This window comes from Streptomyces sp. Mut1 (assembly GCF_030719295.1).
Lineage (GTDB): Bacteria > Actinomycetota > Actinomycetes > Streptomycetales > Streptomycetaceae > Streptomyces > Streptomyces castrisilvae.
Genome location: NZ_CP120997.1, coordinates 5,458,001 through 5,471,061 on the forward strand (window position 1 = coordinate 5,458,001; position 13,061 = coordinate 5,471,061).

General features: G+C 72.2%; 8 protein-coding genes. 4 read left to right on the top strand and 4 right to left on the bottom strand.

The genetic code is table 11. From position 1 onward, the window contains the following. Positions 1-6: 6 nt before the first annotated feature. Positions 7-1,137, top strand: a complete 1,131-nt coding sequence (gene ku / locus P8A18_RS23890) for a non-homologous end joining protein Ku (protein WP_306057461.1) — start codon at positions 7-9, stop codon at positions 1,135-1,137. A gap of 369 nt (positions 1,138-1,506) precedes the next feature. Here ku and P8A18_RS23895 read toward each other — a convergent pair whose 3' ends face one another. After that, on the bottom strand, positions 1,507-4,713 hold the full coding sequence (locus P8A18_RS23895) for an AfsR/SARP family transcriptional regulator (protein WP_306057463.1): 3,207 nt from the start codon (positions 4,711-4,713) through the stop codon (positions 1,507-1,509). Between the two features lie 272 nt (positions 4,714-4,985). On the opposite strand from P8A18_RS23895, the gene P8A18_RS23900 reads away from it, so the two are divergent. Then, complete coding sequence (locus tag P8A18_RS23900; protein WP_306057464.1) at positions 4,986-6,233, top strand: hypothetical protein; 1,248 nt, start codon at positions 4,986-4,988, stop codon at positions 6,231-6,233. A 463-nt stretch (positions 6,234-6,696) separates the two neighbouring features. On the opposite strand, the gene P8A18_RS23905 is transcribed toward P8A18_RS23900, so the two are convergent. Next, positions 6,697-8,931 (bottom strand): ATP-binding protein, encoded by a 2,235-nt coding sequence (locus P8A18_RS23905; protein ID WP_306057468.1) that lies wholly within the window; start codon positions 8,929-8,931, stop codon positions 6,697-6,699. Between the two features lie 397 nt (positions 8,932-9,328). On the opposite strand from P8A18_RS23905, the gene glyA reads away from it, so the two are divergent. Then, entirely contained in the window at positions 9,329-10,612 is a 1,284-nt protein-coding gene (glyA, locus tag P8A18_RS23910) for a serine hydroxymethyltransferase (RefSeq protein ID WP_306057470.1), read from the top strand. Positions 10,613-10,672: 60 nt separating this feature from the next. Here glyA and P8A18_RS23915 read toward each other — a convergent pair whose 3' ends face one another. Next, positions 10,673-10,918: a DUF397 domain-containing protein gene (locus P8A18_RS23915; RefSeq protein ID WP_306057471.1), complete on the bottom strand. Its 246-nt coding sequence runs from the start codon at positions 10,916-10,918 to the stop codon at positions 10,673-10,675. After that, entirely contained in the window at positions 10,915-11,778 is an 864-nt protein-coding gene (locus tag P8A18_RS23920) for a helix-turn-helix domain-containing protein (RefSeq protein ID WP_306057473.1), read from the bottom strand. The genes P8A18_RS23915 and P8A18_RS23920 overlap by 4 nt, the downstream gene beginning before the upstream one ends. A gap of 197 nt (positions 11,779-11,975) precedes the next feature. Here P8A18_RS23920 and P8A18_RS23925 point away from each other — a divergent pair, with 197 nt between their 5' ends. Further along, entirely contained in the window at positions 11,976-12,827 is an 852-nt protein-coding gene (locus P8A18_RS23925) for an EcsC family protein (protein ID WP_306057476.1), read from the top strand. The last annotated feature ends 234 nt before the right edge of the window (positions 12,828-13,061 follow it).

The following is a 13,061-nucleotide window of genomic DNA, read 5'->3' on the forward strand; positions in this document are numbered from 1 at the left end:
GAAGCGGTGAGGTCCATCTGGAACGGCGCCATCTCCTTCGGGCTGGTCAGCATCCCGATCAAGCTGGTCAACGCCACGGAGAACCACTCGGTCTCCTTCCGGCAGATCCACGTCGAGGACGGCGGCCGCATCCGCTACCGCAAGGTGTGCGAGCTGGACGGGGAGGAGGTGGCCCCGGCCGAGATCGGCAAGGCGTACGAGGACGCCGACGGCACGATGATCCCGATCACCGACGAGGATCTGGGCAAGCTGCCGCTGCCCACCGCCAAGACGATCGAGATCGTCGCCTTCGTACCGGCCGACGCGATCGACCCGCTCCAGATGGACGCGGCGTACTACCTCTCCGCCAACGGGGTCCCGGCCGCCAAGCCGTACACCCTGCTGCGCGAGGCCCTCAAGCGGAGCCGGAAGGTGGCGCTGGCCAAGTACGCGCTGCGCGGGCGCGAGCGGCTGGGCATGCTGCGGGTGGTCGGCGACGTGATCGCCATGCACGGCCTGCTCTGGCCGGACGAGATCCGGGCCCCCGAGGGCGTCGCGCCGGAGTCCGACGTGACGGTGCGCGACGCCGAGCTCGACCTCGCGGACGCCCTGATGGACACCCTCGGCGAGGTCGACATGGACTCGCTGCACGACGACTACCGCGAGGCGGTCGAGGAGATGATCGCCGCCAAGGCGTCCGGCGAGGTCCCGGAGCCGGCCGAGAAGGGCTCCTCCGGCGGCGGCAAGGTCATCGACCTGATCGCCGCCCTGGAGAGCAGCGTCCGGGCCGCGAAGGAGGCCCGCGGCGAGGAGGGCGAGGGCGGGGAGGAGAACGGCGGGGAGAACGGCGAGGGCGAGCGGCCCGTCGCCGGCGTCACCTCGATCTCGGACCGCAAGGCGTCGGGCGGCTCCCGCAAGAAGGCGGCGTCGGGCTCGGGCTCCGGCGGTTCGGATTCCGGCGGCTCCGGCTCCGGCTCCGGTGCGGCCAAGAAGTCCGCCGCAAAGAGCACGGCCAAGAAGGCGTCCGCGAAGAAGCCGCCCGCGAAGAAGGCGGCCTCCAACAAGGGAACGGCCAAGAAGGCGGCCGCCAAGAAGTCGCCGGCCAAGAAGCAGTCCACCGCCAAGAGCGGCACCTCGCGCAAGCGCGCCTCGGCCTGACCGGGCGGGCGCGGGGGCCGGTTGCGCACCCCGGGTTGTCAGCTGTTGCGACCGTATCGAATGTATCAGGCGAATCTGCGGTATTGGCGGTGAAAGTGCCTGTCTGCGGGGGGAGTTCCTGGGGTGATTCCGCAGGAATCACTCAAACGAGTGATCAAGTACGGATTCTTTCGGCGTGAGTTCGTGCCATGATCGCTGCGTCGGTCCTCCGGCATCGAAATGACGCCCAACTAAGCCCAGACCAAAGAAAGTTGTACCCTCAATGCTGAATCTGCTCCAGTGGATGTGGTGACCGCGCCTGCCCGGACGAGGCAGGCGGCCGGCGGTTGACCCGCATCACGGCTGAACGGGCCGGCGCCTGAGCGAGGCTCAGTCACCGGCCCTCTTCTCGTCCTCCTGGAGCAGCCGCCGAAGGTTCTCCGCCTCGGCCTCGGCGCCCAGACTCCGGTACACCTCCTCCGCCCTTCCCGCGTACTCCAGGGCCAGGCGGTCGCGGCGCGTGCTCAGGGCCGCGCGCGCGAGACCGGCCAGCGCCCGCGCCGCGGCGGGGCGGGCGCCGGTGTGTTCGGCCAGGGCCAGCGCCTGTCCGTAGACCTCCAGGGCCGCCTCCGGCCGGCCCGTCGAGCGATGTACGTCGGCCACCCCGAGCAGGGCCCTGGTGCGTTCGTAGGCGCTGCCGATCCTGCGCGCGACCTCCTCCGCCCAGGTGAAGTGGAGCAGCGCTTCCGCGCTGTCACCGTTCGCGGTGAGCGCGGCACCCATGCTGATCAGCGCGTTCGCCTCGCCCAGCGCGTCCCCCCGGGCCCGGTGGCTCTCCAGTGCCCGACGGAAGCCCGCCAGCGCCTGCTGGGTGTCTCCCATGGCCTGGTGCACCGCGCCCATGTTGGTGTCCAGGATGGCCAGTTCTTGCGCCCCGCTGTGCAGGTGGGCCAGTATCCGCGACCGTTCGAGGTGGTCGCGGGCCTGCTCGATGCGCCCCTGGAGCTGGTGGATCTCGCCGATGTTGTTGTGTGCGCGGGTCTGCCCCAGCAGGTCCCCCGTGCCTTCGTGGATCCGGAGTGTGACGCGCGCCCGGACGAGCGCCTCGTCGTACCGGCCCTCGTAATACAGCGCCGCCCCCTCGACGTTGAGGCAGTCCGCCTCGCCGTACACGTCCCCAAGGCCGCGGTAGAGCGCCAGCGCCCGGTCCACCATGTGCAGCGCAGGACCGGTGTGGCCGGCGCCCAGGTGGGCGCGGCTCGCCTGGAAGGAGCTGTCGGCGCACCCCGCGAGGTCGTTCAGGCCCTGGAACAGCGTCAGCGCCTCCGCGGCGCAGCTCAGCGCCTCCCCGGGCCCTGTCTGAGCCAGCACGTCCGCCGCCTCCACCAGTGTCTGCGCCAGCAGTACCGGGTTCCCCCGGGGGCGCAGCGCTTCCACGGCCGCGCCGTACAGCTCGTTGGTGACCGCCCAGCTGCCCCAGATCCGTAAGGAGGGGGCCAGCGCGTGCGGGAAGAGGGGCGCGTGCTCCGTGCCCTCGGCGGCGGCGGTACGGGCGGCGGCCAGCAGGTTGGCCCGCTCGGCGTTCAGCCAGACCGTCGCCTGCGCGTCGTCGTCGAACTCGGCCGCGTACACCGACGGGTGCTCGGGCTCCAGCGTCCGCCGGCGCGGGTGGGTGAGGCGGTGGGCCCGGTGCGCGGAAGTGAGGTAGTACCCGAGGAGCCTGCCGACGGCCGCGCCGCGCGCGTTCTGAGAGTCCGTGGCCGTGGACATGCGGAGCGCGAAAGCCCGGGTGAGGTCGTGGAGCTGGTAGCGGCCGAGCGCCGGCTCGGTCAGGAGGTGGCAGTCCAGTAGCTCCTCTATGCTGCGCCGCGCGCCCCCGGCTCCGCCGCCGGGCCGGGGACCGGACTGGTCTCCCGCCAGCGCGGCTGCCGCCGCGGCCGTGATGTCGGGGCCGGGGTGCAGCGCCAGCAGGCGCAGCAGCCTGCGGGTGCCGGGAGCCAGCTCCGCGTAGGAGAACCGGAACGCGGAGACGAACACCTCTTCGTCGAGTTCGTCCAGCGGATCGCTCGACTGCGCCAGACGGTCCAGGAGGTGGCGCAGGTCCCAGATCTCCCGGTGCCGGAACCGTCCGGCCAGCAGGGTCGTGGCCAGCGGATGGCGGCCGCATGCCTCCACGAGCAGCCGCAGCGCCTCCGGATCACGCGCCGTACGGGCGGTGCCCGCCACGCGGGTGAACAGGGCCGCCGCCTCCCGGGCCGGCAGCGCGTCCACGAGCAGGGAGGTCGCCCCGTCCAGCGCGGAGAGCCGGTTGCGGCTCGTCACGATCGCCATGCAGCCGGCCGAGCCGGGCAACAGCGATCTGACCTGGGCGGCGTCCCGCGCGTTGTCGAGGACCACCAGCACCCGGTGGCACGCCGTCCACTCCCGCCACTTGGCCGCCCGCTCATCGAGGGTGGCCGGTATCGCGGCGCCCGCGCCGGCCGCGTGCAGCAGGAGCGCCAGGGCCTCCGCCGGGTCGAAGGGCCGCCGCCCGCTGAACCCGTGCAGATCCACGTACAGCTGACCGTCCGGATACGCGTCGGCCAGCCGGTGCGCCGCGTGCACCGCCAGCGCGGTCTTGCCGATACCGGGCATTCCGTGCAGCACCGTGAGCGGCAGCGCGTACTCGTCGGCGCCGTCGAGCCCTTCGCGCAGGAGCGCCAGCTCCCGGGTGCGGCCGGTGAAGTCCCGGGTGTCACGGGGGAGGTTGTTACGTACCGGGGGGCCGGCCACAGGGCGCGCGGGCGGGGGAGAGGGGGGCTCGGGCGGGGGCCCGGCGGTGGCGGCGACCACCTCGGGCCGCGTCAGGGCCCGGTCCTGTTCCAGAATCCGCTGATGGAGTGTCCGCAGACCGGGCCCGGGTTCCATGCCCAGCGCCTCGCGCAGCCGGGCGTGCGTCGTCCGGTACAGCTCCAGCGCCTCGCTGTGCCTGCCGCTGCGGTGGAGCGCCAGCATCAGGGAGCCGATGATCCCCTCGGCCAGCGGGCTCTCCGCCGCCAGTTCCCGCAGCTCACCGATGAGATCGGCATGGTGCCCGAGCTCCAGCTCCAGCCGGATGCGCTCCTCGCGTACATGGCGGTGGTCCTCCAGCAGGCGGGCGCGCACCGACGCCGCCCACTCTCCGGAGTTCTCCGCCAGCGGCTCGCCCCGCCACATGCTCTCGGCGAGACGCAGCAGACCGATCGCCCAGTCCGTCCGGCCCTCTTCCGCCGCCGCGGCGGCCTCGGTGCGAAACCGCTGGAAGCGGATCAGGTCCAGGTCGTCCGGTTCGTTCATCCGGAGCCGGTACAGCCGGGGCGGCACGTGGTCCACCTGCACGAGCGGCCCCACCGCGTCGCGCAGACAGCCGCGCAGTTTGGAGAGGTAGGTCTGGAGCGTGGTGGGGCCCTTGAGCGGGGGCTCGTCGCCCCAGACCCGCTCCATCAACGTGTCCACGGCGACGGGTTCCCCGCGCGCGTGTACCAGAACCGCGAGCACGGCGCGGTGTTTCACCGAACCGAGCATGTGCTGCTGTTCCCCGTGCCACAGTTCGAGAGGTCCCAGAGCAAGAAGATCCATATCGCCCCCGATGGGTGCGCCACTTCCTGCCGCCGTCGGCAGCGTCCGCACGTCTGTGCGGAACCGTCCACTCTTCCCTGACCCATCGACCCGGACCAGAGCGCACAGGGGCGTGTCCGGGGCGCATGACGCGGCGCATTTCTTCGTACAGCTGGAACGCAGGATTCCTGCAAGCCGTCCGTCCACGTCCCTGGGCAGAAGCGTGCCGGGCCGCCACCAGTCGCGGCCCTCGCGGGCCGCCGGTCCGCGGCGACGAAACGGGGACTGATCAGATGAGCTTGACCATGCCGGACGCGCACCGGCCTCTCGTGCCTGTGCGCCTGGACGTCGACCGCTGGGCCACCCGGCGGACCCGCAGGAGAGTGCTGGCCGTGGTGCACACGGTCACCGCGGGGCAACGACTGCTCGAAGCCGTACGTCTGCTGGAGGGCGACGCGCGGTTGCAGGTGTTCTTCACTCAGGCGCCCGACGTGTTCAGCCACGGGGTGGACCACTTCCTGGAACAGCTGGGCGGCCTCGTGCTGCCCTGGCACCAGGCGGTGCAGACGCCGTTCGATCTGGCACTGGCCGCGGCCCACGGCGGACTGGGCGAACTGCACGCCCCGGTGATCGTGCTGCCGCACGGCGCCGGGCACAACAAGCTGATCCCCGCCGGCCGGCGCGGCCGCCCGGTCGCCGGACGCGGGATCTACGGACTCGACCGGCAGTGGCTGATCCAGGACGGCCGGCTGGTGCCCGAATCGATCGTGCTCGCCCACCACGAGGACATGACGCGGCTCGGCCGTGAATGCCCCGAGGCCCTGCCCGCGGCCGAGGTGGTCGGCGACCCCTGCTTCGACCGGATCACGGCGAGCCTGCCCCAACGGGCCCTCTACCGCGACGCCCTGGGCGTCGGGCCGCGGCAGCGACTGGTGACGGCCTGCTCCACCTGGGGGCCGGGTTCCCTCCTCGGCCGGCAGTGGGAACTGCTGGAACGACTGGTCGCGGAGCTGCCCCGGGACGGCTTCCGGGTCGCCCTCCTGCTCCACCCGCACGTCTGGAACGCCCACGGCGCCTGGCAGATACGCAGCTGGCTCGCGGGGTTCGGACGCTCCGGGCTGTTGCTGATCAGCCAGTACGCCGACTGGGTCGGGGCGCTGGTGGCCGCCGACCACATCGTCGGGGACCACGGTTCGCTCACCCTCTACGGGGCCATGACCGGCGTTCCCGTCTTCATGGGCAGTGACCCGGAGGGCGACCTGGACCCCGCCTCGCCCGCCGCCGAACTGGCCTCCTTCGCCCCCAGACTGCACACCGGCCGCCCCCTGGACCGCCAGCTCGCCCGCGCCGCCTCGGCCCACCGCGCCGAGCGCTACGAACAGGTGGCGGCCCGGATCACCTCGGAGCCGGGGCGGTTCGCCGTCAGGATGCGCGCCCTGATCTACCGCAAGCTCCGACTGCGCGCCCCCGCGGCCCGGCCGCATACGGACCATGCCCCACTGCCGGTCACCGTGCGGCCCGGCGAACGCGGGCCGGCCTGATGGGCGCGACGACGGTGCGTCTCACCGAGGACGTCCAGCAGCGGGGCGTCCGCCGTACCGGAGCCACCGTGCTGCAGGCCGGCCGCGCGCTGCGGGACGTCGACGAGCATCTGCGCGTCCGGTTCGCCACGCCGCCCCCGATGCCGCTGCTGGCCGACGTCCTGGTGGCGGAACTCCCCTCCGCCGGGGACCTCCTGACGGGGCATGCGCGGTACGAGGGCCCCGTCCGGTACGCGGCCGGACTCGCCGACCGCCACCCCGGCGCCCTGGTGGTGGCCGTGTACCGGGGGAACCACTGCTGGCTGCGGTGCGGCGGCCGGCCACGGCTGCTGGTCCACGGCCGGGGATGGCCGGCACAGTCCTGGGCGGTCTGGGCCTCGGTCGCGCACGTCTGGCTGGTGGCTGGCCTGGACCCGGACGGATTCGACCCGGCCGCCATCCGGGTCGTCAGGACCGTACGCGGCTACGGGCCGGCGTCCCCGCCGTCCCGCACGTCCTCGGGGCCGGCCGCACCCGGGGCCTCGGCGTCCGGAGCCCCGGGCTCCGTCTCCGCCGGCTCCAGGGCGCCGAGCCGTGCCCGCGCCTCGTCCGCCTCCGCCGACCGCGACCGGCCGGCTGAGGCGTACAGGGACAGCGCCCTGCTGTAGTACCGCCGGGCCTGCTGGGGCTGCCCGCGCCGCTCGGAGAGCCGGGCCAGGGCTCCGAGCACGTGGGCGGCCTCGAATCCGGCCCCCTCCGCCTGGAGCGCGGACAGCGCCGCCGACAGCTCCGACTCCGCTCGGGCGAGCCTGCCCAGCCCCACGCAGGCCCGCCCGGTCAGACCGGCGGCCCGCGCCGCGTTGTACGTGTCGCCGGCCGCCTCCAGAGCGAGGCGGGCGGCCTCGGCGTTGACGACGGCGTCCTCGTACCGCTCCTCGGCCAGGGCGACATCGGCCAGATTGAACCGGGCCAGCGCACCGGCCCGGAGATCCCCGCAGGCGGGAAGCCCGGTCGCGGCGCGGGCGAACAGCTCGGCCGCGCGGTCGAGCCGCCCGAGCCGCCGATGGGCCAGACCCCGGTAGTTCAGCGTCCGGGCGTGCCCGAGGGCGTCGCCGCGCGCCAGGAAGGAGGCGGAGGCCCGCTCGAACATGGCGAGCCCCTCGGCGTGGTCCCCCGTGGCGAGCTTCCCCAGGGCCCCGGAGGTGAGCATCCGGCAGACGGCCTCCTCGTTCCCCGCCTCCTCGGCGGCGAGCAGCCCCTCCTCGTGCGACTCGCGCCACTCCCCGTAGAGCTTGCGGCGCGGGAACAGCGGCCACAGCGCGTCGGTGAGCCCCCAGGCGAGTTCCGGGGCGCCCATCGGGCGCGCGAGGCGGATCACCGCCATCAGGTTGGGCAGTTCCCGCTCCAGCCAGTCCAGCGCGGCCTCCGGCCCCGTCTGCCCGCCCACCGGGCCGAGGTCCTCCCGGACGCCGGGCTCCGGCTCGGGGTCCGGCGCGGGGAGCGAGCGTCCCGGCTCGATGATCTCCTCGGCCCGGCGGGTATTGGCGAGATAGTGGTGACCGATGCGGAGCAGGGCCGCGGCCCGTTCCTCGCCGCTCTCCTCCTGCGCCGCCCGCGCGGCGGCGTGCAGCCGCACCAGATCGTGGAACCGGTAGCGCTCGCCGCCCGACGACCCGGCGATGTCGACAAGCAGATTCGCGTCGTGCAGCGCGTCGAGCGCCTCGACGGCATCCCCGCCCAGCAGCGCGTGTGCCACCGGGGCGCCGAACTCCCGGCCCGGGTGGAGCCCCAGCAGCCGGTAGAGGCGGGCGGCCGTGGTGGGCAGGCTCTGGTAGGAGAGGTCCAGCGCCGCCCGTACGTCGTGGTCGCCCTCTATCGCCAGGGCCCTCAGCCGCTCGTGCTCCTCGGACAGGGCGCGGACCATCGCGGTGATGCCCTGCCGGGGGCGGGCCGCCAGCCGCGCCCCGGCGATGCGTACCGCGAGCGGCAGGCCCGCGCAGAGCAGGACGAGAGCCCGCGCCTCCTCGGGCTGGGCGGCGACCCGGCCGTCGGCGAGGGTCGCGTCGAGCAGTTCCACCGCGGCCTCGGTGGAGAGGGGTTCCAGGTGGAGCACATGGCCCCCGTCGAGGCTCAGCCCCGACATCCGCCGACGGCTGGTCACCGCCGTCACACACCGCCCCGCGGGTAACAGGGGCCGTACCTGGGCCGCGGTCGCGGCGTCGTCGAGCAGGACCACGAGCCGCCGGTCAGCGGTCAACGACCGGTAGAGCGCGACCCGTTCGCCCAGCGTCGGCGGTACCTGGCCGGTGGGGACGCCGAGCGCCCGCAGGAACCGCCCCACCACCTCGCCGGGGTCGACGGGCCCGCCCGGTGCCTGGGCGCCCAGGTCGGCGTACAGCTGACCACCGGGGAAGTCCGGGCGCAGGGCGTGCAGCCAGGCCAGCGCGACCGCGGTCTTCCCCACCCCGCCCAGCCCGCTCACCGCCGCCAGCGTGGAGTGGCCGCCCTCCGCGGCCCGGCAGCGGTGCGCCTCAAGGGTGCGGAGTTCGTCCGTCCGGTCCGTGATGCGGACCGAGGGCGGTAACTGCCAGGGCGGCGGCACCTCTTCCCGTGGGGCGGCGCCCGACACATGGATGCCGCCGTCCACGTTTCTCGCCTGCACCACGAAGCCGTGCACCGTACCGCTCAGATCGTTGTTGGTGTGCTCGTGCCCCCGCATGCGTTCCCCTCCGGACAGCCGAGTGCCGACTTCCACAGACATCCTTTCCGTACGTGCGCTCGATACCCGGGCCCGCGGCGGCCGACTGCGGCCGATTGCCGAATCCCGCGTCGCATCGAGGTGTTTCGCATATGTCGCAGGCATATGCGTGCGCCTGAGTGACCATAGTGCCGCGAGAGGCCGCCGGTACCGGGAATGGGGCCTTGGTCGGTGTACGTCCGCCCGGTAAAGTGCGAGACGCCGCGACTGGCGCGCATCCCCGCGCGGGGTGCTCAGTGGAATCGACCACGAGGGAGCGGCACACCCCGGGCGTGCCCGGGGGCGTCATGCCGGAGAGCCGTCCGCCTGGGCATCCGGGTCCACGCCGCAGCCATGCGACCGACCCGGGAGGAACCCCGTGACCGCGTCCGTACCCGCACAGCCCCGCCACCCCGCCCTGGCGGCAGCCGATCCGGAGCTCGCCGCACTCGTGGCCGCCGAGGAACAGCTCCAGGCCGACACCCTGCGCCTGATCCCCAGCGAGAACTACGTCTCCGCCGCCGTGCTCGAAGCCTCCGGCACGGTGCTCCAGAACAAGTACTCCGAGGGGTACCCCGGCAAGCGCTACTACGAGGGCCAGCAGGTCATCGACCAGGTCGAGACCCTCACCGCCGAGCGCGCCCGCGCCCTCTTCGGCATGGACCACGCCAACGTCCAGCCGTACTCCGGCTCACCCGCCAACCTCGCCGTCTACCTGGCCTTCCTCAAGCCCGGCGACACCGTGCTCGGCATGTCCCTGCCGATGGGCGGCCACCTCACGCACGGCTGGGGCGTCTCCGCCACCGGCACCTGGTTCAACGGCGTCCAGTACGGCGTGCGCCGCGACACCGGCCGCGTCGACCTGGACGAGGTCCGCGACCTGGCCCTCGCCGAGCGGCCGAAGCTGATCTTCTGCGGCGGCACCGCCGTGCCCCGCGAGATCGACTTCGCGGGCTTCGCGGAGATCGCCCGCGAGGTGGGCGCGGTCCTGGTCGCCGACATCGCCCACATCGCGGGCCTGATCGCGGGCGGCGCCCACCCCTCGCCCGCCCCGTACGTGGACGTCGTCTCCACCACCACCCACAAGACCCTGCGCGGCCCGCGCGGCGCGATGCTGCTCAGCCGCGTCGAGCACGCCCGCGCCCTGGACCGCGCCGTCTTCCCCGGTCTCCAGGGCGGCCCGCACAACCAGACCACGGCCGCCATCGGCGTCGCCCTGAACGAGGCGGCCACCCCGGCGTTCTGCTCCTACGCCCACAGGGTGGTCGCCAACGCGCGAGCACTGGGCGGGGAACTGGCCGCCCGGGGCTTCGACCTGGTCTCCGGCGGCACCGACAACCACCTGCTCCTGGTGGACCTCACCAGCAAGGACATCCCCGGCAAGACCGCCGCCAAGGCCCTCGACCGCGCCGGCATCGTCGTCAACTACAACGCCGTCCCCTACGACCCCCGCAAGCCCTTCGACCCTTCCGGCATCCGCATCGGCACCCCGGCGCTCACCTCGCGGGGCGTCCCCGGGTCGGAGATGGCGGCCGTCGCGGAGTGGATCGACCGCGTGATCACGGCTGCCCGCGCGGGCGACGAGGCCACGATCGGCGCGGTGCGGGCCGAGGTGAAGGAACTGATGGCCGGGTACCCGGCCCCGGGGTTGCCGGTCGCCTGACGCGGCGCGCATGACTGTGCCCCGCACCGGAGTCGACCGGTGCGGGGCACGGCTTGGGGCTCAGCCCCGGGCGGCGTACGTGACGAACTCGCCCCACGCGGCGGGGGAGAGGGCGAGTTCGGGGCTGTGCTGGTCCTTGGAGTCCCGGACATGGACGGCGGCGGGGCAGGCGGCGACCTCGACGCAGCTGTCGCCCTCCGAGCCGCTGTAGCTGGACTTGTGCCAATCCATTGCCACCTCGACGCAGGCGTCGCCCTGAGAGCCGCTGTAACTGCTCTTGAACCAGGTCAGGCCGGACGTGCTCATAGCGCTCCTCGCATTCGCTTCAGCAGGCTCAGCGAGTCCTCGGGAGTCAGAGCCTGTGAACGCAGTTTCGCATACCGCTGCTGGAGGATGCTGATCTCTTTCGGATCGGAGATCAGCCGCCCGTTCTGCTGGCCCTCCGAGTAGGCGAACCATCGGTGTTCGGGCGTTTCCGCCAGCAGGATCGGGCCATCCGTGCCTGCGTGGTGTGGCTGACGCATGGGCATGATCTGAAACTCCACGTTCCAGTTTCCCTCGATCAACTCGATCAAGTGGTCGAGGAGTTCGCGCGTGACGTCGTCCCCGCCCGTGTGTCGCTCCAGCACCGACTGCTCCACGATGAAGCTGACGGCGGTAGGCGGCTTCCGGTTTACGGACAGCAGTTCTTGACGGGCCATCCGTGCCGCGATCCGCTCTTCCAGCTCCTCCGGGTCCGGCAGGGGTGGGACGTCGAGCGAGATGGCCCGCGCGTACGCCTCGGTCTGCAACAGGCCCGGGATCACCCGGCAGTCGTACGTGTAGAGGCTGATCGCCGTCGCCTCCAGGCGTGCCCACTGCACGAACCAACTCGCGAGACCGGCCTGCCGGGTCAGATACGGTGCGGCCTTGCGAAGGGCACCCGTGTTGCCGAGGGCCGGCTCCGCGCTCTCTACGAAGCCGCGCTCCGGCCAGCGGCGGCCCTGCTCGATGGAGGCGATCGTGTGCTTCGAGTAGCCGACCAGTTTGCCGAACTCCTCGCGGCTCAGGCCCGCGTGTTCGCGTAGGGCATGGACGACCGCGCCGAACGTACGCAGACTGTCCGAAGCCTCCGGCTCCGTACCGCCCGCAGATCCCGTACCGCCGTCCGTGTTCCCGTAGGCCATCGTGGCCACCTTTCGCGCTGCACCCCGTCGTACCGCTTCTGACTCGGTGTCATGGTCGAGGCGGGGGCTACGTACTGTCCACCAGGCGTGTGCGTACGCTGACGCAGCGTACGCGCTGCGGGCCTGGTGCGAACGGGGATTTCGGCGTTGCGTGCGAAGTGCCGTGCCGGGGCGTCGACCACCTGTACGTTCCCGCCATGGACATGGACAAAACGAGCGAGAACGCGGAGTCGCGGTTCTCCGCTCTCCTCGCCGCTGGGGCGAAGCTTCCGGGCGTGCGGATCGACCGGCAGGCGTACCTCCGGACGGCATTGCGCCGTCACTGCTCGGAGGAGGACGTACGCAAGGCGGTCGAGGAGACCCCGGCGGCGGCGGGCATCCCTGTGGACGTTCTGGAACGGGTGGCGAACGAGGCGATCCGCTACGAAACCGCCAAGGTGAGCGCGATATCCGCAGCCACCGGGCTTCCCGGGGCTCTCGCCATACCGGCTACGGTGCCCGCCGATCTCGCCCAGTACGTCGGTCACATGCTGCGCATCGCGCAGAAGCTCGCCTACCTTTACAGCTGGCCCGATCTGTTCTCGGGCGAAGATGACGTCGATGACGCGACCAGGAGCATGCTCACGCTCTTCTTCGGGGTCATGTTCGGGACCCAGTCCGCGAACGTGGCCGTGGGGAAGGTGGCCGAGGCGATATCCAAGGAGGTCGCCAAGAAGCTGCCGCAGAAGGCGCTGACCAAGGGTGTCGTCTATCCGGTCGTGAAGAACATCGCCGCACATCTCGGCGTCAAGATGACGAAGCAGACGTTCGCCAAGTCCGTCTCGAAGGCTGTTCCCGTCGTCGGGGCCGTGGTGTCCGGCGGGTTCACCCTGGCGACCTTCCTCCCCATGGCGAAGAGACTCAAGAAGCATCTCTCCGGCCTGGAACTCGCCGCGCCGACCGGGCAGGTCATCGTGGGCGAGACCGTGCCGGCCACGGACGAGGCGAACATCCCGAAGCAGGCTCGCGATTGGCGGCTGGTGCGGCGCCGGAAGGAAGTCGAGGGGTGATCGCCGCTCGGATCTCGGGTCTCGGATCTCGGGTCTCGACTCTTGGGTCCCGGGCCGTGTGTTCGGGGTGCCTTGGGCTTCGAGATCCGAGATCCGAGCGGTGCTTTACATCCGGCGGGGAGGGCGGGGAAAGGAAACCCTCCCACCCTTCCCGCCCCGTCACGGCCAGCAAGTATGACTAATAGTGAGCGAGTTGCAGCGGAAAGTCGCGACTGCTTACGGTGCCCCCAACGA